Below are 23,632 nucleotides of genomic sequence, written 5' to 3'. Positions count from 1 at the left end.
TCAACAAAACCTTGAATAATCTGTTTTTTCTTTAGGGTGCAGTATGTCGTTTTAAAAATTAAATATGAATTTATCTCACAGAGGAGGTGAGTAAATGACAACATCTAAATTAAATGTAAATGAAGTTATTGATCAGGCCAGATTTACCCCTTTTCACTGGAGTATTTTACTTTGGTGCTTATTAATTATTATTTTTGATGGTTATGATCTGGTGATTTATGGCGTTGTACTGCCTTTGCTGATGCAAGAGTGGTCTTTAACAGCTGTACAGGCGGGGATGTTAGCAAGTACGGCACTATGCGGAATGATGTTTGGGGCAATGTTCTTTGGAACTTTGGCAGACAAAATAGGCCGTAAAAATGTGATTTTAATTTGTGTCACTCTTTTTAGTGGATTTACCTTTTTAGGTGCTTTTGCATCAAGTCCACTTGAGTTTGGGGTGCTTCGATTCTTGGCAGGACTAGGCATTGGTGGGGTTATGCCAAATTTAGTTGCTTTGACCTCGGAATATGCACCTAAACGTATACGAAGTACGTTGGTGGGGAGTATGTTTAGTGGTTATGCGATTGGGGGAATTCTTTCAGCATTAATTGGTAGTTATTTGGTTGAAAGTCAGGGATGGCAAATTATGTTCCTGATCGCAGGTATTCCATTACTTTTATTACCTGTCATTTGGAAGTTTTTACCTGAGTCATTAACCTTTTTAGTGAAGACGGGTAAAACTGAACAGGCACATAAAATTATTCAAAAAATTTCCCCTGAACAAACTCTGACTTTAAATACACAATTAGAGCTTAATGAAGATAATGTTCCAACAGGTAGCTCTGTAAAGGGATTGTTTCAGCAAGGCCGTGCGTTCAATACACTCATGTTCTGGCTCGTATTCTTTATGTGCTTACTCATGGTGTATGCCTTAAGTAGCTGGTTACCAAAACTCATGCTGGCAGCAGGCTATTCACTCGGAAAGAGTATTTTATTCTTGCTTGCCTTAAATGTTGGCGCAATGATCGGTTCAATCGGTGGGGGTATTTTATCTGATAAATTCCATTTAAAACCAGTAATTATGGGAATGCTACTGGCGGGTGTTATCGCTTTAGTCGGTTTAGGTTTTAACTCACCAGCCTATGTTTTATATGGTTTGGTGACCGTTGCAGGGGCAGCAACGATTGGTACTTCAATTCTTCTTTATAGTTACGTTGCACAATATTATCCATTAAGTGTGCGTTCTACTGGGATTGGCTGTGCTTCTGGTGTAGGTCGAATTGGGGCTATTGTCGGACCTATCTTAACGGGTTTGTTATTAGGTTTAGAATTGCCACATAAGATGAATTTCGTGATGATCGCAATCCCAGCAATTCTGGCGCTTTTCGCTGTTATGGTGCTTCGACGACATGCAGCAGAAAAACAGTCTATTACACCAAAACTTAACGTCGAGTTAGAGGGGAATTAATCCATATGGATACGGGTAGGAAACAAATTCCTACCTGTATCTAGATGTTTTATTGTTTAACTAATTGGTTTAAATCAACCAGATTTGCCATTTGTTGATTCCCACGATCATTCGGATGTAAATGATCTCCCGAATCATAAATTGGATTTAATCGATCAGGATGTTTAGGGTCTTTTAAACCTTGCTCAAGATCAAGTACACCGTCAAATGTATGACTGGTTCTGATCCAGTGATTAATGCGCTGACGTAATTGGTCTTTATTCGGTTGGTAATAGTTATCAAGAGGAGTATTTGGTAAAGCTCCCGAAAATGGTAATAAGGTTGCTCCAATCACCTGAATACCTTGGCGGTGTGCTTCATCTACAACACGTTTATAACCTTGAGTGAGTGTTTCAAAAGTCGGTATTTGTTGTTTAGGTGCAAATGCGGTACCAGGCCATGAAATATCATTAATACCCACCAGCACAATTAATGTTTTCACACCTGAATATTGAAATACTTCTTTTTGTAAGCGTTCTAAAGCACTGTCACCCATACCGTTTGTAAGTAATCGATTCCCTGAAATTCCACTGTTAATGACCGCGACTTGATGTGGCGATAAGCGCTTAGCTAAAAAGTCGGTCCATCTTGTATTTGCGTCTAGAGTTGCAGTTGCACCATCGGTAATTGAGTCTCCAATGACTGCAACAACATGGGCTTTACGCTTCGGTTTTACTTCTACAGCCGACAATAATAATCGCGCAGTTGTGGTTTTGGCACTGCTAGGCGTATTTAAGTTCGCAGTCTGGTTACCCGTAATGAGCCAACTGGTTTGTTTCGCATCCCAATGAAAAGTTTTAAATGTAGTGGGCTTTTGAATAAAGCTATTTAGCATTAACTGTGCATGATCCGGAACAGGGAGCTGGATTGGATCACTGATCAATTGTTTACCAGGTAAAATTTGTGCTTTAAGCTTTCCAGAGAAATAAACTGGATAAGCATTCTTTGATTTAAGACTTTGTCCTTTGACTAGCCCCACGGTAGTTTTATCAATATAAAGCGGTTGATCGCCATATTGATTTGTAAAAACGAGTCTAATAGCTTCACCACCTAAACTAATTTGACTAATTTGTTTAATGGTCTGATTCGATATTTGATCTGGAATATTTGTCGGGAAAACGAAATCTTTATTCCAGACTTTTTGTGGGCTAGCTGCCCAAGTGGTAACCCACTGGCTTTTTTGTACTTCTGCTTGTGCAAAGCTCGTAAATAAAACAAGAGAGAATAGGGCGGGTTGATAAAGTTTCATCTCGTGAACTCTTTAAAACGAATTAAAGTTATCTTGAAACAAATTACTGGCTTGTTATAGCGACCTAAGCGGAATAAGATTTGTGAATGAAATTCATAAATAGATTTTGTTATGTCATATTTTGATATTAATCGGTCTGGGGAGTTGGCAATTTTTATTCGAGTGGTCGAGTTAGGAAGCTTTTCAGCAGTCGCAAGAGCTTGTGACATGACGCCGTCTGCTGTGAGTAAGTTAATTTCACGCTTAGAAAAAAGACTTGGCGTCAGACTACTGAACCGTTCAACACGCCAGTTTCAGCTTACCAGTGAAGGATGCCAATTTTATGAGCAAGGCATTCAAATCCTGAACGATCTAGACGAGCTTGAACAATCTGTTACTGCAAACCATATACCGCAAGGGCGAATTAGAATTCATACCAGTCTTTCATATTGGACACACTTTTTATTACCTTATATTTCTCTATTTAACGAGTGCTATCCACAAATTGAATTAGAAGCTCATTTGAGTGATGAAGTCATTAATTTAGTTGAGCAAAGAATTGATATCGCAATTCGCACAGGACCTTTGAAAAGCTCAAATTTGGTTGCTCGCTCACTCGGAAGCACTCAGAAACATTATGTATGTTCACCTACCTATATTGAAAAGAATGGTTATCCGCAGCATCCAGAAGAGTTATACGAACATCAGCTTTTAGACGTAAGTTACCAACGTCAAAATAAAACGTGGCTTTTTAAAAAAGACGATCAAGAAATCACACTTGCTCCCACTAAGGTTTTAAGAATAAATCATGGAGAAGCCATCTTGCAGTTAGCGCTCGCAGGTGCTGGTATTGCACAGCTTAACCAATTCCAAGTCAAAAAAGCTTTAGAACAAAAACAGTTGGTCAAAATCCTTGAAGACTGGAATATCAAGGCTTCAGAAGAATTTCATGCTGTTTGGATAGGACATGATAAATATGTCCCTAAGCGCGTAAGGGCTTTTTTAGATTTCTTGGTAGAGCATACAAAAGTTAGTTAATGGAGCCTTTTCTTGCGCTTAACTGACATTGGTGCATAGTTTCATTCATAGTTTCCACAAAGTGCATATTCGCATTAATATTTTGTAAGCTTACTTTGGGTAAGTTCTCTACAAACTGCGGCGAATAATGTTTTTCTAAAGAGTTATAAATACAGTTGCATTGTGAAAGTGCACGACCTGCCCAAACACAATGTGTATTAAATTCATTTTTACTGATAGACCTGCAACCTAATAAACTTATAGAACTTATTAATAGAGTGCAGATTAAAACAATACGATATAAAAAAAACATCATTATTGCTCTTCATTGGTTGTTGTTATCGTTAAGTCATGTTTATAGAAATTTTCTAGTCTTTATCGAGCGTTAAATATGGAAATATTTACTCTGAAAAGATAGGAAGGCAGAAACATATAACTGTAGGATATTTTCTTAAAAATAGTTTCAGTGAAGTCGATAACGTGATGAAGAGTAGAAGAAAAAACACGATATAAAATAATAGTCATTAGAGACTCCTTGATGAAAGAAGTTGCGCCCAATCACTGCTATTAATTATGGTGGTGAAACGAAAGAGGGTTAGCAGACTGATACCTAAGAAACCAGCACACCCGAAGGTGTCCCACTCCCGTTCCTCCGTCAAAGGCACGAGGGGCTACACACCAAAAAACTTGTTTTTAGTGCGCTTAGGTAGACGGTCTGCTAAAACCGACTGACAAAATAGGTCAGCCGGAGCATCATAAGCTGAGCCTTAAAGCGGGTCAATTGCAAAAATAAAAGATTGGTTTATATAAACAAATATTAATATTTTTAAATTTTCATTAATAAAATAATGAGTTATTTAGAATTGAAAATATTGAATAATGGTTCAATAGAGGTTAAAAAATAATTTTTAATGTTTATATATCAAATATTTATTAATTGTTTATTTATATAGTGTTTGCAAGTAATGACTTATTTCAACATAAGTTAAAAAAGAGCGGGAAATTTTGATTTTATGAATATCATGTAATTAAATAAATAGCCGTTGCCAAATTTTAATTAAAATATCAATTGCAAGAAAAGTAATTTTTTAACATTTATATTATTTAGATTTTTACAAAAGCTTGCACAACCTACAAAACTTAAGAGAACCACAGCGGTAGGCCAACATAAGATAATGTTATTCATAAGCCTACATCTTAAGATTTATAAGGGTGACCTCAATGTTAAGAATTTTTTGTGCAGTGAGTATGGTAGTTGCAATCGCAATGGGTATGAGTGCATGCCAAGATCGAAACTCAACAGATGATGATGGAACACATGGCTCTAATGATCCAGCAACTACTCAACAAATGGATAAAAATTCATAATTCTTTTGTTTAAGAAAACTCACTTTTAAGTGAGTTTTCTTATCGTTATTTTCTATAAAATATGTAACATAATAAAAAAAGCAATTATATAAAAATATAAAATTAATCAATAAATTAGTCTGTTATAGTCTTTACATCAATTTGTTGTTATTGAATTGTTGCGCCAGTAAATTATAGTTTCAAAAAATTAATAAAATAAACACAAGAAATTACTTATATTCATCCAAAATTCATTTTAGTGAATACAATTTTTTAAAGGTAAGGATATGCCCCAGTATTTAAAAGTAGCTGAGAAAATCTATCAAAATGTTAAGGAAAAAAAGGGGTTTACAGATGACCCTATGGAAGATCTTAACAATTTAATGATTGAGCTCAGACATGAGATTAAGGGGACAAAGCTTAAACTTTTATACAATTATATTGATTTCGCTGAATTGCTGATTAAGCCTCTTCAGGAATCTAAAATTAAATTGGATTTAAGTATTATTCCGAAGAGTAAAAATACGCAAGAATTTGTGTTATGGCTTGCAGGTTTTATTGAGCGTATTACTACAGGTGGCCAAGAAAAGTTACCTCCAATTCGCGATAAAGTTGCATTGCCTGCATATGCTTATGAAGAAACATATCCTGCTCAAGAGACTCCCGTGAATAACGGAGAAGAAATTATTGAATATTTTAAGAAAAACCATAACTGATATTTTGTTTACGTACGGCTCAAGTCTATTGTTTGGCTTTTGCGTTAAATAAATGGGAAAAACCAGTAACTTCAGTCAAGAAATAAGGTGGCGGTATGTTTGTATATTTTACTGATGGAACTTGCATTAATGATTCTGAAATTTATGGTGTAAAAGCTAAGCAAGAACAAAACAGATATGTCGTAGAAGTTACGATCAAGCCAACACATACACTATCTACAACGCCAGATGTACAATTTAAAAAAGAAATTTTTGATGATCCGCACCAAGCCAATCAATATCTTAGTAATAATTTTAATATGCCGCCGTTTTTCTAATTTATAAATATTTCAAATAATAAAAAAGCTTATTTCCTAGGGCCAATAGGAAATAAGCTATATGCTTTGGACCAATTAAGGATGTTACATGTCATCCCATGCATCTTTAATGGCTTGTTTTGCATGTTCCCATTTTAATCGGGATTCAGCTTTGAGTTCTTCCCACTTTTGTTGCAAGCTACCTTCCATATCTTCAAACTGAGTTCCTTCTTTAGATTCTGAACGGGCACGGTGACCTAGTTCATAAGCAGCAGAAAAATCACGATCATAATCCAGATCTGGCGTAGTTAATTGAGCTTCTTGATAATAAGGTCGAGTAAGATAACTTTCTCGCCAGCGAGAGTCAGAATAATTATGGTCGCCAGCTACTAGTTGAGCATGGTCTGTATTTTGATCTGTCATCAGTTTTTCCTCTTCTCTTATTTAATTTTATGCTTATGTTAAATTTAGGAAGGTGAGGACACCTTCCTAAATAAAATGAATGACCGCATCAAATGACATTTAATTCAACAACGGATTAGCGTTGCTGATTATTGTTATTTGAGTTTTGTTGGCCTGAATCTTTTTGATTAGAGCCTTGTTGTTGGCGGCGGTTGTCATTTTGCTGTTGTTGCTGATTGTTTTGTTGCTGTTGATCGTTTTGCTGTTGGTTGCCTTGTTGCTGCTGGTTGTTACGGTTGTCATTTTGCTGTTGTTGTTGCTGCTGATTATTGCGTTGATTGCTTTGATTATTAGTAGTGCTCATCTTTAATTACCTCATATCATTTATGATGTGTGTTTTATCTGAGAGCTTCAGATAGGTTCATTAAAACATGAAAATTTTTAATGTATAGCGTTGGGGTGTTACCCTATATTTAAATGTAAATTTAAAAATTAAATAAAACCTTGATTTCTATAAAATGTAATTTTAATGATTAAACATAATTAATATGAATATAGTTAAAATTACATTTGGGTACATAGAGGTTAAATAAAAACTATGATCATTTCTAAATGTGTATTTGTTATCTTTTATAAAAGAATTCTATTTTTTATTATCTGATATTATGCATTTAATATCTTGTGTAATGTAATAGAGTAATTGTATAAGCTTAAGGCTAGGAGGTCCTTTAAATATACGTCTAAAATTATAAAAATTATCTTTATAATAAATAGAATAAAAAAAGGTACCTACAGGTTTTTCTTGAGTTTCAGAGCCTCCTTTTTTTAATAACCCAGTACAAGCGATATAAAGGTCGGCATGTAAAAGTTCTTTACCTTTTTTGATCATTTCTACAGTGACTTGCATCGACTCAGGTGTATATTTTTCAATGAGTTCATGTGAAATGTGAAGTGTATTTTCTTTTACATGTAAGTCGTAGCTAACTAAGCTTCCAATAAGAATTTCACCAGAATAGGGGCTTAAAGAAAAACGGTAAGCGAGATAACCCGCCGAAGCACTTTCAAAAAAAGCGATTTTAATTTTTTCCTGTGCTAGTAATTTGCAACATGAGTTAAACATTTGTTTTCTCCCTAAAACTGTTTTAATTTATTTATAAAATTATTTTTAATTTCTTTTTGTTAAGTTTTTAGCCTTTATAATTTTAAAAGTAACTCAAATGTAAATTTAGTTTGTTATTTATATATTTTTTATAAAAACAGATAGTTAAATTATTCTAAAGTTGAGAATGTAAGTTTGTGTTATTTTATAAATTATTGAATTAAAATGATTTTTAAATTTTAGATTATTTCTTAATAACGTAATACAACAAAGATAAGCTGGGCTTATAGTTTAGTTGAAGTATGGTAGTTTATATCTCACTAAAGGAGAATAGAAATGCCTGTTGTAGTGAAAAAAAGATTATTAGACTTATTACAAGATAATCAACAGAACTATTACGAATTATTTGTTTTTTTCCTTGATCCTGATATTTCTAGTTTTGAAAAAGAGAAGAAAGCAAAAGATTTTCTCAATATAGAAATAGATAAAATAGATCAAAAAGAAATTGTTTTTCCTGCAACTATAAAAACGATTAAAGAATGGTGTGAAAAAGACAATAAAGAAAATTGTGAGTTATTTCAGACTTACCTAAACCGTAGACAAAACGGTGGTGAAAGAGAGTACTTCAAAAATGTCGGTCAAGCCTTCGAATTTTTAATTAAAGTATCTCCAACTAAAAAAGTAGACGGTGCATGGTTATATAGTTTAGCTCACTACTGGAATGATCCGGTTTTTCATGACCTTATCATTACCTATCTAGAAGAGCTTGGGCTAGGTGAGCCGAAAGCAAATCATGTGTGTATCTATGATGATTTGCTACGCAGTCTCGGGCTTGATAGTTTTGATCTACTATTAGAAGATGAATATTATCATAATGCCGTGATTCAGCTGGCACTTGGTTATGCTCCGCCTGAGTTTATTCCAGAAATTGTCGGCTTTAATTTAGGCTATGAGCAACTGCCACTTCATCTGCTCATCAGTAATTATGAGCTTGCGGAACTTGGTATTGATTCTAAATATTTTAATTTGCATATCACTATCGATAACATTGATAACGGACATGCTGATAAAGCAATTAAAGTTATAGAAAACATTTATGATAAATATAGAGACAAAGAGCTCTTCTTTAATAAATTGAAGCGCGGTTTTGCGCTTAATAGCCATGGCGTCTCGTCTTCTAAAATTATTCAAAACTTAAGTCTTGAAGATTTAGTTCTTAAAATTTTAAAAAGAAAAGCGCTCGTGGGGCAGCTCATTCATAACGAAACAAGACAGTTTGGATGTAAAACCATTAATCAATGGTTATCAAATCCAGAAGACGTTAAGGGGCTGGTTACACATCTCATTGATCATAAATGGATTAAATTTAATACTGACCCCGAACAAAGCGTGTTCTGGCGAATGATTAATGAAGAAAATGGAAAAATGTTTGGGGTATTTAACCCTGTGGAACGACAAATTATTCATGACTGGATTGCCGGTAATGACCATTCTTCTAACTTTTTAGCTTATAGCAGAGAGCTAAAAAATAGCCAGCGTATTCAAGATTATCTCTTTAGTTATATTTCTGATGGCGAACTAGACGCACTGCAAGAGCGTATACGTCAGACACCTGATCTCGCCATAAAAATATGCAAGCTGACCCCGTTTTTAGCCCCAGATTCACACCATAAAAGCATTGGTCTATGGAGCACACGTAAATATGTTGAACTCCTTTTTCCATATTTAAGTTCCTTTAACAAAAACTAACTCTTGGAGTTTTTTAATTCACCCCACGTTTAACTTTAAAACATAGGTAATGAACATGACTGATAATGTTAAATCAACAAATAAAACAAGTGAAATGGCTGGTGCGGACGCTGCAAATAAGGCCAATACTACCCAAAAAACTGAACAATTAGACTCAGTCAGAGATGATGCCACCAAGGAAGCTTTAACCACAAACCAAGGGGTTAAAATAGCGGATAACGAGAATAGCTTAAGAGCAGGTATTCGTGGTTCGACACTATTAGAAGATTTTATTTTACGCGAGAAAATTACTCATTTTGACCATGAACGTATTCCTGAACGTATTGTGCATGCGCGTGGTGTCGGTGCACATGGATACTTTCAGGCTTATGAAGGAAATGAGCGCTTAACAAAAGCGGGATTTTTGACTGATCCAAGCATTCAAACGCCAATTTTTGTACGTTTCTCAACTGTGCAAGGACCACGTGGCTCTGCTGATACGGTTCGTGATATCCGTGGTTTTGCGATTAAGTTTTATACCCAAGAAGGTAATTTCGATTTAGTGGGTAACAATGCCCCCGTATTTTTTGTGCAAGATGGTATTAAATTTCCAGACTTCGTGCATGCCGTAAAACCTGAACCAGATACTGAAATACCTACTGGGGCCAGTGCACATGATACTTTTTGGGATTTTGTGTCACTCGTACCTGAGTCAGCACATGCAGTAATTTGGGCAATGTCAGATCGTGCAATTCCACGTAATCTACGCTCAATTCAAGGATTTGGGGTTCATACATTCCGTCTCATTAATGCCGAAGGAAAATCACATTTTGTGAAATTCCATTGGACGCCTAAACAAGGCTTAAGTGCTTTGGTATGGGATGAAGCTCAAAAACTTGCAGGTAAAGATCCGGATTTCCATCGTCGTGATCTTTATGAAGCCATTGAGAATGGGGTTTATCCAGAATGGGAATTGGGTGTGCAAATTGTCGAAGAAGAAGATGAAATGAACTTTGACTTCGATTTGTTAGATCCAACAAAAATTATTCCTGAAGAGTTGGTTCCAGTGACACCAATTGGCCGATTTGTTTTGAACCGCAATGTAGACAATTTCTTTGCAGAAACAGAGCAGGTAGCTTTCTGTCCGGGACACATTGTGCCAGGGATCGATTTTACAAATGACCCACTTTTACAAGCACGTCTATTTTCGTACACCGATACGCAATTAAGTCGTTTAGGTGGGCCAAACTTCCATCAAATCCCGATCAATAAACCTGTATGTCCATTCCACAATAATCAACGTGATGGTATTCACCAACATACCATTCACAAAGGTCAGGCTTCATATCAACCAAACTCAATTGATAATGATTGGCCGGCAGAAACACCACCCGCAGCTTCAAATGGTGGCTTTGAAAGCTATCCTGAAAAGATAAGCGGACATAAACTTCGTCAAAGAAGTGAAACTTTTTCCGATCACTTTTCACAACCACGCCTTTACTACAAGAGTCTTGCCCCGCATGAACAAAAGCACGTGGTTGACGCCTATACTTTTGAGCTAAGTAAAGTGCAACGAAAACACATCCGTGAGCGCCAAGTTCAACAAATTTTGGCGAATATTGATCTTGATTTAGCTCGACAAGTAGGCGCTAATTTAGGAATTGAAGTGCCTGATTTAACGCTTGATTATAAGAAAACTACAGTTGAAAAATCGGCCAAATTGTCTTTCTTAGCTTTCCCACCAGAAGATATTCAAGGCCGAAAAGTTGCAGTGCTCATCCATAATTTGGTGAAATCTGATGAACTGGAAGCTATGAAAAATTGGGCGATTAAAGAAGGTGTAACTCTTCATTTGTTAGCACCAAGTTTAGCTCCTGTAAAAGATCATCAAGATAAAATTATTACGGCTGATGGTATGCAAATGGCTGAACCTTCAATTGCTTACGATGCGGTGATCATTCCTGACGGCGATAACTTAAATGTTGTGTTGCAAGATGGTGTAGCGCGCCACTATGTACTCGAAGCTTACAAGCATTTAAAACCAATTGCATTTTTAGGAAATAAATCAGATTTACTTGAACCGCTAGGTTTAGTTGCTGATGAAGGTACTTTAGTTGAAGATGAATTCCAGCAAATTGCTGAAAAATTCAAAAACCTGATTATGGCTCATCGTGTTTGGTCACGAGAACAAATAGCTGCTCACGTACCAGCTTAACAATAAAAAAAGCCCTGAAAGCTTTAACTTTCAGGGCTTTTTTATATCTTAATAATTAGCCATTTACGATTTGACCACCGTTTACATGAATAACCTGGCCTGTAATATAACTTGCATCATCTGAGGCAAGAAAAAGATAAGCAGGTGCAACTTCGCTTGGTTGTCCCATTCTTCCCATTGGCGTATCTTTACCAAACTCTGCAACGGTTTCTGCATCGAAACTACTAGGAATTAAAGGCGTCCAGATGGGTCCGGGTGCCACACCATTCACTCGTATACCTTTTTTCTGCTTCATTAAATTGTTCGATAAGCTACGCGTAAAAGTCGTAATCGCACCTTTGGTACTTGCATAATCAATGAGCTCATCATGGCCTTGATAGCTGGTAATGCTGGTGGTGTTAATAATACTGTCGCCTTCTTCCATATAAGGAATGGCTTCTTTAGTAAGATAAAACATTGGAAAAATATTGGTTTTAAATGTTTTTTCTAATTGCTCATTACTAATGCTTTCAATTTCCTTTTGTTGATATTGCACACCGGCATTATTCACTAAAATATTAATTTTGCCGTACTGTTGTAGAACTTTATCAATATCTAGTTTTGCAACATCTGGGTCAGAAATATCACCTTTTAATAAAAGGCAATGTTGTCCTTCTCTTTCCACGAGTTGTTTAGTGATTTCGGCATCTTGATCTTCTTCAAGATATAGAATTGCAATATCGGCTCCTTCACGAGCAAACAATACTGCGACAGAACGGCCTATACCACTATCACCACCACTAATAACGGCAACTTTACCTTTTAATTTCTCGCTTCCTTTATGAGAGCTTTTTATAATTTCTGGTTCAGGATGCATTTTTTCCTGATCACCAGGTTGATGAGATTGAACTTGTGCAGGAGCAGATGTTGGATACTGATTTGTTGAGTTTTCCATGTTTTAACTACCTCTGTATGAATATCTAATTTTCATAGGATGAACTGTTATTTCGTAAATGTGAGTAAAATGAATTTTTTAATAAGTTGTCTTTGTTATTTTATATATAAGGATGTAAAGAAATATTTTTATATTTAAGAATTAAATAATATCGATTAACTTTATTTTATTTTTATCAATCATACTCTCAATAATAGAACGGTTTCCTGTATCTTCTAACCAATTCTCTATCGGTATATTATTAGATAAGTCTAATATTTCTTTAATAATTTTTTTTGCTTCTTCTATGTTTTGTGGAGCTTTATTATCTTGATGCACTATATTATCTAGTAATAATTTTATATCTTCTTGTTTTATATCTTTTGATTTAATAATGTATAAGTCCCTTTGGAATGGATGGCTTGCATGTGGCGGATCTAATCTATAACTCCATTCTTGATCATAATTTTGCCATGAATTCTTAGACTTAATATGGCCTAGCAAAATTTCTGGAATATAAATATGAATATATTGTGGAAGTGATGATTGTTGATCTACTTTCATGGCTAACTCACTCAAAATATCTTAAATTAATTTTTAAATAGTATTTTTTATTACTCAAGTAAAGATTTTAAAGAAATGTAATGATATATGTTTCTGTTTTTTAATAAAATTATTTGTTTTTTATTTGTGCTTTTTTAGATTTGAATGTTTCGTAGTTTTACTTTTTGTTTTTAATTAGTCTGTTTTGTTATTTACATGATAGTTTTAAAACTGATTGTAAATATATATTTTAATGTGCGCTTGAGTAATAATGAGTTAATAATTATATAAAAGGTAAAAATGAATAGAATTTAAAATATATAAATTCTTATTTAAATAATAGAGTTATAAAAATTTAAAATTTTAATTTTATATACATTTAAATCGATTGATACAGAGCCTAGGTAGGAAAATATTATAAATCTTCTATCTTAATTAAATCCGTTAACCAAAAGCGGTAGTGACTATAATTAAATATAGGAAGATATAACTATGGCTAATACTAGATATGAAGATGATGATAACAATAGAACAGGTACTTCAAATCGTGGATTTGCAAGTATGGATCCTGAAAGAGTACGAGAAATAGCCAGCAAAGGTGGGCGAGCAGCTCACGCGAGCGGTAATGCACATGAGTTTACCTCTGAAGAAGCTCGTGAAGCTGGCCGAGCAGCCCATGCAAGTGGTAACGCTCATGAATTTACGTCTGAAGAAGCACGTGAAGCGGGTGCCTTAAGTCATAAAAATGATGGCCGTAATGGTCGTGGCCGCAGCCGTGATGACGACGATGATGACGATCGCGGTAGCCGCTCAAGCGGCCGTGGTCGCAGCCGTTATGATGATGACGATGATGACGATCGCGGTGGCCGTTCAGGTGGCCGAGGCCGAGGTCGCGGCCGTGATGACGACGATGACGATGATGATCGCGGTGGCCGCTCAGGCGGACGAGGTCGTGGTCGCAGCCATGATGACGATGATGATGACGATCGCGGTGGCCGTTCAGGCGGTCGAGGCCGTGGCCGTAGCCGTGATGATGACGACGATGATGATGATCGCGGTGGCCGCTCAGGTGGTCGAGGCCGAGGCCGCAGTCGTGATGACGACGATGATGATGATCGCGGTGGCCGTTCAGGTGGTCGAGGCCGAGGCCGCAGTCGTGATGACGACGATGATGACGATCGCGGTGGCCGTTCAGGCGGACGAGGTCGTGGCCGCAGTCGTGATGACGATGATGATGACGATCGCGCTGGCCGTTCAGGTGGTCGAGGCCGAGGCCGCAGCCGTGATGACGATGATGATGACGATCGCGGTGGCCGTTCAGGCGGTCGAGGCCGAGGTCGCAGCCGTGATGATGACGACGATGACGATCGCGGTGGCCGTTCAGGTGGACGAGGCCGCAGCCGTGATGACGATGATGATGACGATCGCGGTGGCCGTTCAGGCGGTCGAGGCCGAGGTCGCAGCCGTGATGATGACGACGATGACGATCGCGGTGGCCGTTCAGGTGGACGAGGTCGTGGCCGCAGCCGTGATGACGACGATGATGACCGCGGTGGCCGTTCAGGCGGTCGAGGCCGAGGTCGCAGCCGTGATGACGACGATGATGATGATCGCGATGGCCTTTCAGGCGGACGAGGTCGTGGCCGCAGCCGTGATGACGACGACGATGATGATCGCGGTGGTCGCTCAAGTGGTCGAGGCCGTGGTCGCAGCCGTGATGACGACGATGATTATGATGGCCGTGGTGGCCGCTCAAGTGGACGTGGTCGCAGCCGTGATGACGACGATGATTATGATGGCCGTGGTCAAAACTCTCGTAATCAAAAACGTGATGCCTACGGACGTTTTACGTCTTAAGCAGAATGTTTTAAAAACAAAGGAGGCTTTTGCCTCCTTTGTTTTTAGCTTACTTACTTTATTTACTGGGGAAGAGGTTGTAGGCCTTTTACAATATCAAGATACTCAGACCCGTTTAACCAAAAAGATTTCTTTAAAAATAGCGTCGTCATAATACTTTCGGCTGCTTCGCTATCTGGATTTTCACAGAATAACCCATAGCTTTCACCTAAAACCGCATCATTTTCAATGAGACGGATATAGTAAGCATGTTGCTCATTTGCATAACCTAAAACCGCATCACGTTGATTTTTCATTTCGCATGTCTCCATACCAAAAACTGAATTTAACCAGAATGTTAAATGTTCAGAATCTCATTTGATAAAAATCAAAAACAGTCAGCGATAAAGACTATTTCAAAATAGGTTTTGATTTTATTCAAATTACCATTTCGCTTAAAACATCCCTGTTAAAAACAAAATGGATTAAAATCTGATCATGAGATTTATTGTTATGCAAAAAAAATATTTCGTCAACTTGAAAATGTAACTTTTTCAAGTTACATTGTGTGTGTAGGATTTGAACGGTGATAAGGGAGGCGATATGCCAAAGAAAAAAGAGTTCGAGCATGGTGGTGCACGAGAAAATGCCGGACGTAAAGCACAGTTCAATGAACCCACAAAAGTTATTCGTGTTCCCGAGTCCCAAGTTAACTTTATCAAAAATTGGTTACTGAATAATGTCAAAACCAATAACTTGACCGACTTTAACTCAAAACTTAATGTTCAACAGGTCCACCCGAATAACGATAAAATTTACCATATTCCTTTGGCAACTGAACGTGTTGCTGCAGGTTTTCCTTCGCCTGCGCAAGATGATATTGAGCAAGCACTCGATTTAAATGAATATTTAATTAGAAATGAAAATGCCACGTTTATTGTCAAAGCCAACTCTTTGTCAATGTTAGATGCTGGTATTGATATTAATGATCCGCTTATTGTGGATCGTAGTATTCCCGCTAAATCGGGTGATATTGTGATTGCACTCATCGACAATGATTTTACCGTCAAGCGCTTAATGATTGATACTCAATTTCATCCACCTAAAGTTTGGCTAAAAGCAGAAAATCCTGATTATCAAAATATTTATATTGAAGAAGGGCAGGAATTGGTGATTTGGGGAGTTGTGACGTATAACCTCAAACGAATGAGATAAATTTTTCTTATATTTTATTATTTAAGTTACTGACCCGAAAAGTGAGTCAGTAACTTTTTGCTGAATATCTTTTAAATTTGCCCAATCAATAAGCAGGTTGCAATAACGACCATCAAAGCACCTGAAAAACGGCCAACTAACTGTGCTGCTTGTGGTCTGGTTTTCAAAATAGCCTCTGAACCATAACCCACCATTAAGTAAATAATTGCGCAGCTAATCATATGAACAACACCAAAGGCAAGAATCTGTGTCGTTACGGGCCATGAAGCAGTAGTGTCAATAAATTGAGGAAGCAGGGCTAAAAAGAGTAAAAAAACTTTCGGGTTTAAGCCACTCACATAAACACCTTTGGTTGCCCAGCTCAACCATGACTGAGCTTTTTCAGAATCGGACTCGTTGGGAGTAGGAGGGGTAAGTAATAAGTTTATTCCCATCCATAACAAATAAGCAGAACCCGCGACCGTGAGGATCATTAGAGCAGTTGGATTATTTGCTACAAGCAGACCAACACCCGCAGCTACCAATAAAATCGTAATAAAGTGCCCAAATAGCATACCTGCAACGGCGGGTACAACGACTTTGCCTTTAATCCCTGCCGAAATGGCATAGGCCCAGTCTGCCCCTGGTGTAATAATAAAAAGAATGGAGACACTCCAAAATGCAATAAAAATGTTAAAAGCCATATGCTTATCTCGGCAAACTATTTTCCAAAGGTTTCGCTCGTGATTTAGAAAAAATCCCTATTTATTCGAGCTTGTTGAAAATAATATGCTCATGTATTTAGAATGTGCTTTTAAATGTTTGCTCATATCACACTCATTTGGGGTAAATTTTTCTAAATGGATCGCATAGATAAAAAGATTCTTGCTGAATTGCAATTAAATGGCCGATTATCTATCACTGAGTTGGCAGAAAAAGTCGGTTTGAGCATTTCACCTTGTCACAGACGAGTGAAGGCTTTAGAGGAGTCGGGAGCGATAAAAGGCTATCGGGCAGAGCTCAACCCAAACTTAGTTGGATTTGAATTTTCAGCGATTGTTTTTATTACGCTTAAAGAAGGTGATAAGCAGGCAGTTGAGAAATTTGAAAATGCGGTAATAGACATCCCGCAAATTATTCAGGCCCAACGTTTATTTGGTGAGCCAGACTATTTGCTGCATGTGGTGGCTAAAGATTTGCCGGCTTTTCAGCGTTTGTACGATGAAAAATTATCCGCTATTCCAAGTGTGCAACGGCTCATCTCAACCATTGTGATGAAAGATGTAGTGCCTGAACGTTTATTTCCGATTGGCTAAGAATCATCAGATGTAAAAAAAGAAGCTTTAAAGCTTCTTTTTTAGTTTTAACAATATTTAAGCATCGAGTGTTTTACACAAAGAGCAGATCGTGCCGTTATGTTTGTGAGAGAACATAATATCTGGACGCTCGTAACCTTGCTCACATACGCGGCAGTGGTAAACCGTTGCAACTGGTGTACCTTCAACATCGTAACGTGGTTCTTTAATACCGTCATCGTGTGACTTGATGTAGTATTTTCCTTTGGTTAATAAACCCATGATTGGTGTTAATACAAAGGCAAGTACAAGCGCGATAAGCGGTGAGTAAGGCGCCAAGAAACTACCGAGTAAACCGAAGAATGCTGCAATCGATAAGCCTGCTGATACAAGGAATGCAACCATACCAACAGGGTTTACGTTGTAGAGCATATCACGGCGGTATTCCGGCTCTTTCGGTGAAAGTTTTAACACATATTTGTTGATTGAAATGTCTGTTGCAACAACCACAACCCAAGCAATCGCAAAGTTTGAATAGAACCCTAAGATTTTACCCAGTACCGCAAACATGTTGCCTTCCATTAAAGCAAGCGCAATTGCCAAGTTCACCATCACAAAGACAATACGGCCTGGATAATGTTTGCTAATACGAGTGTAAGCACTTGTCCATGCAAGGGAACCAGAGTAAGCATTGGTCACATTAATTTTAATTTGAGAAATGACCACCAAAATCACCGCGAGTGTTAAAGCCGCCCAGCCCGGAAGCATGTCATGAAACGCTGCATTAAACTGTTGAACAGGTTCAGTGCTATTTACGCCCGGTATTTTAGTAAGTAAATAGAAACCTAAAAATGCCCCGATAATTTGTTTGATTGCCCCTAAAATCACCCAACCCGGACCCGCTGAAATAACCGCAGCCCACCATGCTTTGCTATTTGCTTTAGTTTTAGCAGGCATGAAGCGTAGGTAGTCAATTTGCTCACCAATTTGCATGATTAGGGATAAACAGATACCAGCACCTAACATGATGGCCGCCATGTCTACAGTTGCGAAACCTTCGTTACCTGTGAAAGTTGCAAACTGGCTGACTAAGGTAGGTTCTTGATAAATCAGATAGGCTACTGGACCAATCATTAGAACGAGCCAAAGCGGGGTAGTCCAGACTTGTAATTTACTTAAAGCTTTCATGCCGTAAATGACGAGTGGAATGACCATAACGGTTGAGATGAGATAACCAGCCCAAAGCGGAATGCCTAAACCGAGCAATAAACCTTGCGCCATGATTGAGCCTTCAAGGGCAAAGAAAATAAAGGTGAAACTGGCGAAAATGATACTGGTCAGGACCGAACCGATATAACCGAAGCCTGCGCCGCGGGTAATCAAGTCAAGGTCGATGTTATAGCGCGCTGCGTAGTAGGCTAAAGGAATGCCGGTTAAGAAGATAATAATCGCTGCAAATAAAATGGAGAAAACAGCATTGGTTGTTCCGTAAGACATACCAATACTGGCACCAATAGAAAAGTCAGCAAGATAGGCAATACCACCAAGTGCAGTAATAGCGACAACTTTGGGACTCCAGCGCCGAAAGCTGTGTGGAGCATAACGTAAAGTATAATCTTCTAAGGTTTCATTCACTGCTTTTTGTGAATCTGTACCTTGCACAGTGTCCAGATTTGGATGTTCAGATACACTCATAACATCAATCTCCCAATCATTTTTGGTCAATCAACACAAATATTGATCATTGTTTTTTGATGGTTTTGAGTTTGTGATTTTTGGGAAAAATTGAAAATACGTTATTTTGCGTATATGTGCGTATTCGAGAAAATCGCCATGATAAATGACTTTTGGCATAAGGATTGCTGGGTTTAATACAGCCCTATCCAAAACATGAGTGTTATGCCAGATTCTTCACGCCCCCAACAAGCGCCACAACGTGTGATCAAAACACGCCGTGAATATAATATTTGGGTGGCCGATGAAAGTATCGAAGATTATGCGCTCCGCTATGCACCTACCTCAGTAAGAAAATGGTCACCTTGGACCGTTACCAACACCGCAATTTCGACCGTTAGCTTTTTGGCGATGGAAGCCATTGGGGCGACCATGCTTTGGCAGTATGGTTTTAGCAATGCAGTATGGGCAGCAATAGTCGTATGCACCATCATATTTTTAACCAGTTGGCCGATTAGTTACTACGCTGCAAAATATAATGTAGATGTTGATTTGCTTACTCGTGGTGCAGGTTTTGGCTACATTGGCTCAACCATTACATCTCTAATTTATGCCAGCTTTACCTTTATTTTACTTGCGTTTGAAGCCGCAATTATGGCGATGGCACTTGAACTTGCCTTAGGTATTCCACAAGTTATTGGTTACTTAATTTCTGCCTTAGTAATTTTACCTTTAGTGGTCAAAGGCATTGGTTTTATTAATAAAGTTCAGGCGATCACACAACCAATCTGGCTCTTATTGCTCTTATTACCGTGGTTTTTTGTACTTTGGAAACAACCACAAATTTTAAGTAGTAGCTTGCATTTTGTTGGGGCAGTTTCAAACTCGACCGATTTTAATCTGTATTACTTTGGTGCGGCGTGCACTCTTATTTTTTCATTTGTGATCCAAATTGGTGAGCAGGCTGACTATTTACGTTTTTTACCGCAACAAGAAAAGAATAGAACTGCATGGCGGTTTGCCGTTTTTTTAGGTGGCCCATCTTGGATTATTTTTGGATTTTTAAAAGTTTTGATGGGCATGCTGCTGATGGTGTTGGCTTTTCAGCTGTTTATTCCTGTCTCTGAACTAGACAATCCGACTTATCTGTATTGGGTTGCCTATCAACAATTTATTCCAAACCCTCAGCTTGCTTTAATATTGACTCTAGCACTGGTTTGCTTGGCGCAAATTAAAATTAATATGACCAACGCCTACGCTGGTTCATTGGCATGGTCTAACTTTTTTGCACGTCTGACGCATAGCCATCCTGGGCGAATTGTCTGGCTTCTTTTTAACGTTTTTATTGCCATCGTTTTGATGGAAATGGGCATTAGCCATGCAGTTGAACGCATATTGGGGCTATATAGCAATATTGCTTTGGCATGGATTGGCGCCGTTGTTGCCGATTTAATTATCTGTAAGCCTTTAGGTTTAAGCCCAAAGGGAATTGAATTTCGCCGTGCTTATTTATATGACATTAATCCCGTAGGTGTGGGTGCCTTACTCATCGCTTCAGTGTTATCAATGCTGAGTTATTTGGGCTTTTTCGGACTCATGGCGAAAGGCTTGGCGAGTTTTATTGCTCTAGGGAGTGCGGTTTTATGCGTGCCTGTTATTGCTTACCTAACTAAAGGCAAATATTACATTGCACGTCAGCCTGAAAAAATTCAGGCGACTTCGGTTGCAAACTGTGTGGTATGTGAACGGGACTATGAACTTGCTGATATGGCGGGCTGTCCAGCTTATCACGGTGCGATTTGCTCTCTATGCTGTTCACTTGAAGCCCGCTGTCACGATTTATGTAAACCCGATGCACGGTGGTCAGTACAGCTCAAAAAAGCCATTTGGCACTATTTACCAGAACGTTGGGCTAGCCGTTTAAATAGCAGGGTCAGTTTGTATTTATTACTGACTCTGGGGTTGTCTATTGTTCTGGCAGTGAGTTTAAGTCTGGTTTATATCCAAGAAAAAACCTATTTAGAAACCATTAATGCGGCAGCCGTTCCGCAGTTATTCACGCTATTTGTAAAAATTTACACCATTTTATTTTTATTGATGAGCGTTGCCGCATGGTGGTTAGTACTAAACGATGAAAGCCGTCGTAATGCCGAAATTGAGACACACCAGCAAACAGCATTATTGATTGATGAAATTGCTGCCCATGAAGTCACTTCAAAAGACTTACAAGACGCCAGAATTTCAGCAGAACGGGCAAATGATGCAAAAAGCCGTTATGTCATTGGTATTAGCCACGAATTAAGAACACCCCTAAATAGTATTTTGGGCTATAGCCAATTGCTTCAAAAACAAGAGCAGCTCTCAGAACAAGGCAAAATGGCGCTCGGCGTGATTAGCCGTAGTGGGCAGCATTTAACTTCACTGATTGATGGTTTACTAGATTTAGCGCGAATTGAAACAGGCAAGATTTCTTTAAATGTAGTGGACGTTCATTTCCCAAATTTTATTGAACAAATTATTCAAATGTTTCAGCCACAGTTTGAACAGAAGAATTTACAGTTTGTTTATGAAATTGGAGAAAACCTACCGCACTATGTTCGTACCGATAAAAAACGCTTAGAGCAAGTGCTGATCAATTTGCTGGGCAATGCTTTAAAGTTTACAACGAGCGGCACAATTACTTTAAAAGTTGAGTACCGTTTTCAAACGGCTTATTTTGAAATTAGAGATACGGGCTGTGGTATTGCCGAGGCAGATTTAGAGCGAATCTTTAACCCGTTTGAACGGGGTAGCAATGTGGTTCAAGGCGGATTTACCGGAACAGGACTCGGACTACCCATTGTAAAATTATTAGTCGATTTACTTGGTGGCCAGCTATCTGTGAGTAGCCAGCTCAATCAGGGTTCACAATTTAAGATTAAGTTTTATTTACCTTCAAAAGAAGTGGTTCATCCGATTTCTAATGTTTACTCCAACCAAATTACAGGCTATCAAGGCGAGCGAAAACGAATTTTAGTTGTCGATAATGAAGCGGTGGATCGAGGTTTAGTCGCTAATTTTCTAAAACCTTTAGGATTTATGATTGAAGAAGCCGAGTCTGGCATTGATTGTTTGAGACGTGTACCTATTTTTCAGCCTAATCTGATCTTGATGGATTTAAATATGCCTTTGATGGGCGGATGGGAAACAGCACGATTATTGCGTCAGAACAATATTACCAATGTGCCTATTTTAATTATTTCAGCGAATGCAGGCGAACGTGAAGTTAACCCACAAGATGCAGTCTTGAGTGAAGACTTTATGTTAAAACCAATCGACCTGAATTTGTTGTTGAGTAAAATTGGAGACAAGTTAGGGCTAGTGTGGATTGATTCCAAATCAGAAACACTCCTTGAAAATAATAAAGTTCAAGCACTTGATATAAACTTGTTTAAGCAGGAGCAAGCCGTTGTTCATACGCCAATTCAACAACCAGAAAATAATGATCTGCTTGAGTTATCGCAAAGCTTGCAGCAATTAAATGATTTGATTGGGCAGGGTTACATTCGAGGAATTCAACAGACTTTAACGCAATGCCGTCAAAATTTTCCGGAGCATGATGAGTTATGGGAACAGCTTGAACAGGCTATTCAAAAATTTGATTTAAAACACGCCCAACGATTAATTCAGGATAAGCAATGAGTACGCAACATGTTTCTTTTCAGCAAGCCTCGCCAAACGAGCAAGCTGTTATTCTGATTGTGGATGATGTGCCGGAAAATCTGGGCTTGCTACATGAAAGTCTAGATCAGGCAGGTTATCGCGTGCTTGTCACAACCGATGGATTAAGTGCTATTGAAATAGCACACCGATGCTTACCAGATATGATTTTACTCGATGGCAATATGCCACATATGGACGGTTTTGAAAGTTGTATACAGCTTAAAGCGAGCCCAATTACACAGTTTATTCCCGTCATTTTTATGACAGGCTTGTCAGAAACAGAGCATATTGTGCGTGGTTTTCAAGTCGGTGGGGTGGATTATGTAACCAAACCTTTGAATATTGAAGAAGTATTAGCAAGGGTAAAAACACATTTGGCACATGCCAAACTATTACAGCAACAAAAACAGGTGATTGATGCAACGGAAACAGCCATTCTTGCGCTAGATGTTCACGGTAAAATTGTGTGGAAAACTCAAAAAGCTAGTGAGCTACTAAATCAATATTTACCTGAATTAGAGGGTTTTGAGGCAGGTTTAAAAGCTTGGTTTTCAGACTTAGAGCATGAAAAAGACCCTAAAAAACTAACAAGTTGTTCTTATTCGACACCATCTCAGCAATTACAGCTTTTATTACTCACGCCGTGGCAATCTGAAACGAGCATAGCAAAAAATTATCTGATCCAGATAAAGACTTCTACGCCTGCGTTGGAAATGGCTGATATTTTGAAATACTGTCCGCAGTTGACTCAACGTGAGGCAGAAGTCATGCATTGGTTGTTGTTAGGAAAAACTAATAAAGATATTGCAGAAATATTGGAGCTTAGCCCGCGGACTGTGAACAAACATTTAGAGCATGTTTTTGAAAAGCTCTGTGTTGAAAATCGAACTGCTGCTGTGGCGTACATTAATAGTTTGGTGCAAGAGTTTCACTAATTT

The 23,632-nt window shown here is 38.1% G+C and carries 22 protein-coding genes; 12 read left to right on the top strand and 10 right to left on the bottom strand.

Annotation, left to right across the window (positions count from 1 at the left end):
• Positions 1–94: 94 nt before the first annotated feature.
• A complete protein-coding gene (locus tag HLV59_RS11270; RefSeq protein WP_057106622.1) occupies positions 95–1,450 on the top strand; it encodes an MFS transporter in 1,356 nt (451 codons plus the stop codon).
• A gap of 49 nt (positions 1,451–1,499) precedes the next feature.
• On the opposite strand, the gene HLV59_RS11265 is transcribed toward HLV59_RS11270, so the two are convergent.
• Positions 1,500–2,738 carry an SGNH/GDSL hydrolase family protein gene (locus HLV59_RS11265; protein WP_069140300.1) on the bottom strand — a complete coding sequence of 413 codons (1,239 nt, stop codon included), beginning with the start codon at positions 2,736–2,738 and terminating at the stop codon, positions 1,500–1,502.
• Between the two features lie 111 nt (positions 2,739–2,849).
• Between HLV59_RS11265 and HLV59_RS11260 the strand changes: the two genes are divergently transcribed.
• Positions 2,850–3,755, top strand: a complete 906-nt coding sequence (locus HLV59_RS11260; protein WP_171429970.1) for a LysR family transcriptional regulator — start codon at positions 2,850–2,852, stop codon at positions 3,753–3,755.
• On the opposite strand, the gene HLV59_RS18675 is transcribed toward HLV59_RS11260, so the two are convergent.
• Positions 3,748–4,050 (bottom strand): hypothetical protein, encoded by a 303-nt coding sequence (locus tag HLV59_RS18675; protein ID WP_068528646.1) that lies wholly within the window; start codon positions 4,048–4,050, stop codon positions 3,748–3,750. The two genes, HLV59_RS11260 and HLV59_RS18675, sit on opposite strands and share 8 nt — an antisense overlap.
• A 905-nt stretch (positions 4,051–4,955) precedes the next feature.
• Between HLV59_RS18675 and HLV59_RS11255 the strand changes: the two genes are divergently transcribed.
• The 3 genes from HLV59_RS11255 (at position 4,956) to HLV59_RS11245 (ending at position 6,114) form a co-directional block, all read left to right on the top strand.
• Positions 4,956–5,102, top strand: a complete 147-nt coding sequence (locus tag HLV59_RS11255) for a hypothetical protein (protein WP_002114459.1) — start codon at positions 4,956–4,958, stop codon at positions 5,100–5,102.
• A 266-nt stretch (positions 5,103–5,368) separates the two neighbouring features.
• Complete coding sequence (locus tag HLV59_RS11250) at positions 5,369–5,797, top strand: hypothetical protein (RefSeq protein ID WP_069140301.1); 429 nt, start codon at positions 5,369–5,371, stop codon at positions 5,795–5,797.
• A 95-nt stretch (positions 5,798–5,892) separates the two neighbouring features.
• Complete coding sequence (locus HLV59_RS11245) at positions 5,893–6,114, top strand: hypothetical protein (protein ID WP_002114549.1); 222 nt, start codon at positions 5,893–5,895, stop codon at positions 6,112–6,114.
• 84 nt (positions 6,115–6,198) lie between these two features.
• Here the strand turns inward: HLV59_RS11245 and surA1 are convergent, their stop codons facing one another.
• The 3 genes from surA1 to HLV59_RS11230 form a co-directional block, all read right to left on the bottom strand.
• Positions 6,199–6,516 (bottom strand): surface antigen protein 1, encoded by a 318-nt coding sequence (surA1, locus tag HLV59_RS11240; RefSeq protein ID WP_000132045.1) that lies wholly within the window; start codon positions 6,514–6,516, stop codon positions 6,199–6,201.
• A 115-nt stretch (positions 6,517–6,631) separates the two neighbouring features.
• Positions 6,632–6,859 carry a hypothetical protein gene (locus tag HLV59_RS11235; protein ID WP_002114279.1) on the bottom strand — a complete coding sequence of 76 codons (228 nt, stop codon included), beginning with the start codon at positions 6,857–6,859 and terminating at the stop codon, positions 6,632–6,634.
• 279 nt (positions 6,860–7,138) lie between these two features.
• Positions 7,139–7,615 (bottom strand): CinA family protein, encoded by a 477-nt coding sequence (locus tag HLV59_RS11230; protein ID WP_171429969.1) that lies wholly within the window; start codon positions 7,613–7,615, stop codon positions 7,139–7,141.
• A gap of 315 nt (positions 7,616–7,930) precedes the next feature.
• Between HLV59_RS11230 and HLV59_RS11225 the strand changes: the two genes are divergently transcribed.
• Entirely contained in the window at positions 7,931–9,343 is a 1,413-nt protein-coding gene (locus tag HLV59_RS11225; RefSeq protein ID WP_151748254.1) for an iron-containing redox enzyme family protein, read from the top strand.
• Between the two features lie 49 nt (positions 9,344–9,392).
• Positions 9,393–11,537 carry a catalase HPII gene (gene katE, locus HLV59_RS11220; RefSeq protein ID WP_151748255.1) on the top strand — a complete coding sequence of 715 codons (2,145 nt, stop codon included), beginning with the start codon at positions 9,393–9,395 and terminating at the stop codon, positions 11,535–11,537.
• 55 nt (positions 11,538–11,592) lie between these two features.
• Here the strand turns inward: katE and HLV59_RS11215 are convergent, their stop codons facing one another.
• Both HLV59_RS11215 and HLV59_RS11210 read right to left on the bottom strand, forming a co-directional pair.
• Positions 11,593–12,471, bottom strand: coding sequence for an SDR family oxidoreductase (locus HLV59_RS11215; RefSeq protein ID WP_016141360.1), 879 nt, complete (start codon positions 12,469–12,471; stop codon positions 11,593–11,595).
• 141 nt (positions 12,472–12,612) lie between these two features.
• Positions 12,613–13,014: a DUF6367 family protein gene (locus HLV59_RS11210; protein WP_171429968.1), complete on the bottom strand. Its 402-nt coding sequence runs from the start codon at positions 13,012–13,014 to the stop codon at positions 12,613–12,615.
• Positions 13,015–13,485: 471 nt separating this feature from the next.
• On the opposite strand from HLV59_RS11210, the gene HLV59_RS18775 reads away from it, so the two are divergent.
• Positions 13,486–14,850, top strand: a complete 1,365-nt coding sequence (locus tag HLV59_RS18775; RefSeq protein ID WP_171429967.1) for a KGG domain-containing protein — start codon at positions 13,486–13,488, stop codon at positions 14,848–14,850.
• 62 nt (positions 14,851–14,912) lie between these two features.
• Here HLV59_RS18775 and HLV59_RS11200 read toward each other — a convergent pair whose 3' ends face one another.
• Positions 14,913–15,146, bottom strand: a complete 234-nt coding sequence (locus HLV59_RS11200) for a hypothetical protein (RefSeq protein ID WP_002114518.1) — start codon at positions 15,144–15,146, stop codon at positions 14,913–14,915.
• 286 nt (positions 15,147–15,432) lie between these two features.
• Between HLV59_RS11200 and HLV59_RS11195 the strand changes: the two genes are divergently transcribed.
• A complete protein-coding gene (locus HLV59_RS11195) occupies positions 15,433–16,044 on the top strand; it encodes a LexA family protein (protein ID WP_031948022.1) in 612 nt (203 codons plus the stop codon).
• Positions 16,045–16,115: 71 nt separating this feature from the next.
• On the opposite strand, the gene HLV59_RS11190 is transcribed toward HLV59_RS11195, so the two are convergent.
• Positions 16,116–16,727, bottom strand: coding sequence for a LysE family translocator (locus HLV59_RS11190; RefSeq protein WP_031948023.1), 612 nt, complete (start codon positions 16,725–16,727; stop codon positions 16,116–16,118).
• Positions 16,728–16,883: 156 nt separating this feature from the next.
• Between HLV59_RS11190 and HLV59_RS11185 the strand changes: the two genes are divergently transcribed.
• A complete protein-coding gene (locus HLV59_RS11185; protein WP_031948024.1) occupies positions 16,884–17,339 on the top strand; it encodes an Lrp/AsnC family transcriptional regulator in 456 nt (151 codons plus the stop codon).
• Positions 17,340–17,396: 57 nt separating this feature from the next.
• Here the strand turns inward: HLV59_RS11185 and HLV59_RS11180 are convergent, their stop codons facing one another.
• A complete protein-coding gene (locus HLV59_RS11180) occupies positions 17,397–19,013 on the bottom strand; it encodes a purine-cytosine permease family protein (RefSeq protein WP_171429966.1) in 1,617 nt (538 codons plus the stop codon).
• Between the two features lie 195 nt (positions 19,014–19,208).
• On the opposite strand from HLV59_RS11180, the gene HLV59_RS11175 reads away from it, so the two are divergent.
• Both HLV59_RS11175 and HLV59_RS11170 read left to right on the top strand, forming a co-directional pair.
• Entirely contained in the window at positions 19,209–22,673 is a 3,465-nt protein-coding gene (locus HLV59_RS11175; RefSeq protein WP_171429965.1) for a hybrid sensor histidine kinase/response regulator, read from the top strand.
• Positions 22,670–23,629: a response regulator transcription factor gene (locus HLV59_RS11170; RefSeq protein WP_171429964.1), complete on the top strand. Its 960-nt coding sequence runs from the start codon at positions 22,670–22,672 to the stop codon at positions 23,627–23,629. Before HLV59_RS11175 ends, HLV59_RS11170 begins: the two co-directional genes overlap by 4 nt.
• Positions 23,630–23,632: the final 3 nt, after the last annotated feature.

Origin of the sequence: Acinetobacter lactucae, from assembly GCF_013122135.1 — a bacterium.
GTDB lineage: Bacteria > Pseudomonadota > Gammaproteobacteria > Pseudomonadales > Moraxellaceae > Acinetobacter > Acinetobacter lactucae.
This window is presented reverse-complemented; position numbering and strand designations above follow the sequence as displayed.

What these genes read in the sequence shown, in the direction of transcription:
- HLV59_RS11250 (WP_069140301.1), top strand. Translation starts at nt 5,369, where the DNA reads ATGCCCCAGTATTTAAAAGTAGCTGAGAAAATCTATCAAAATGTTAAG.
- HLV59_RS11185 (WP_031948024.1), top strand. Translation starts at nt 16,884, where the DNA reads ATGGATCGCATAGATAAAAAGATTCTTGCTGAATTGCAATTAAATGGC.
- HLV59_RS11170 (WP_171429964.1), top strand. Translation starts at nt 22,670, where the DNA reads ATGAGTACGCAACATGTTTCTTTTCAGCAAGCCTCGCCAAACGAGCAA.
- HLV59_RS11265 (WP_069140300.1), bottom strand. Translation starts at nt 2,738, where the DNA reads ATGAAACTTTATCAACCCGCCCTATTCTCTCTTGTTTTATTTACGAGC.
- HLV59_RS11260 (WP_171429970.1), top strand. Translation starts at nt 2,850, where the DNA reads ATGTCATATTTTGATATTAATCGGTCTGGGGAGTTGGCAATTTTTATT.
- HLV59_RS11230 (WP_171429969.1), bottom strand. Translation starts at nt 7,615, where the DNA reads ATGTTTAACTCATGTTGCAAATTACTAGCACAGGAAAAAATTAAAATC.
- katE (WP_151748255.1), top strand. Translation starts at nt 9,393, where the DNA reads ATGAACATGACTGATAATGTTAAATCAACAAATAAAACAAGTGAAATG.
- HLV59_RS11190 (WP_031948023.1), bottom strand. Translation starts at nt 16,727, where the DNA reads ATGGCTTTTAACATTTTTATTGCATTTTGGAGTGTCTCCATTCTTTTT.
- HLV59_RS11215 (WP_016141360.1), bottom strand. Translation starts at nt 12,471, where the DNA reads ATGGAAAACTCAACAAATCAGTATCCAACATCTGCTCCTGCACAAGTT.
- HLV59_RS11255 (WP_002114459.1), top strand. Translation starts at nt 4,956, where the DNA reads ATGTTAAGAATTTTTTGTGCAGTGAGTATGGTAGTTGCAATCGCAATG.
- HLV59_RS18675 (WP_068528646.1), bottom strand. Translation starts at nt 4,050, where the DNA reads ATGATGTTTTTTTTATATCGTATTGTTTTAATCTGCACTCTATTAATA.
- surA1 (WP_000132045.1), bottom strand. Translation starts at nt 6,516, where the DNA reads ATGACAGATCAAAATACAGACCATGCTCAACTAGTAGCTGGCGACCAT.
- HLV59_RS11245 (WP_002114549.1), top strand. Translation starts at nt 5,893, where the DNA reads ATGTTTGTATATTTTACTGATGGAACTTGCATTAATGATTCTGAAATT.
- HLV59_RS11235 (WP_002114279.1), bottom strand. Translation starts at nt 6,859, where the DNA reads ATGAGCACTACTAATAATCAAAGCAATCAACGCAATAATCAGCAGCAA.
- HLV59_RS11195 (WP_031948022.1), top strand. Translation starts at nt 15,433, where the DNA reads ATGCCAAAGAAAAAAGAGTTCGAGCATGGTGGTGCACGAGAAAATGCC.
- HLV59_RS11200 (WP_002114518.1), bottom strand. Translation starts at nt 15,146, where the DNA reads ATGAAAAATCAACGTGATGCGGTTTTAGGTTATGCAAATGAGCAACAT.
- HLV59_RS11175 (WP_171429965.1), top strand. Translation starts at nt 19,209, where the DNA reads ATGAGTGTTATGCCAGATTCTTCACGCCCCCAACAAGCGCCACAACGT.
- HLV59_RS11210 (WP_171429968.1), bottom strand. Translation starts at nt 13,014, where the DNA reads ATGAAAGTAGATCAACAATCATCACTTCCACAATATATTCATATTTAT.
- HLV59_RS11270 (WP_057106622.1), top strand. Translation starts at nt 95, where the DNA reads ATGACAACATCTAAATTAAATGTAAATGAAGTTATTGATCAGGCCAGA.
- HLV59_RS18775 (WP_171429967.1), top strand. Translation starts at nt 13,486, where the DNA reads ATGGCTAATACTAGATATGAAGATGATGATAACAATAGAACAGGTACT.
- HLV59_RS11225 (WP_151748254.1), top strand. Translation starts at nt 7,931, where the DNA reads ATGCCTGTTGTAGTGAAAAAAAGATTATTAGACTTATTACAAGATAAT.
- HLV59_RS11180 (WP_171429966.1), bottom strand. Translation starts at nt 19,013, where the DNA reads ATGAGTGTATCTGAACATCCAAATCTGGACACTGTGCAAGGTACAGAT.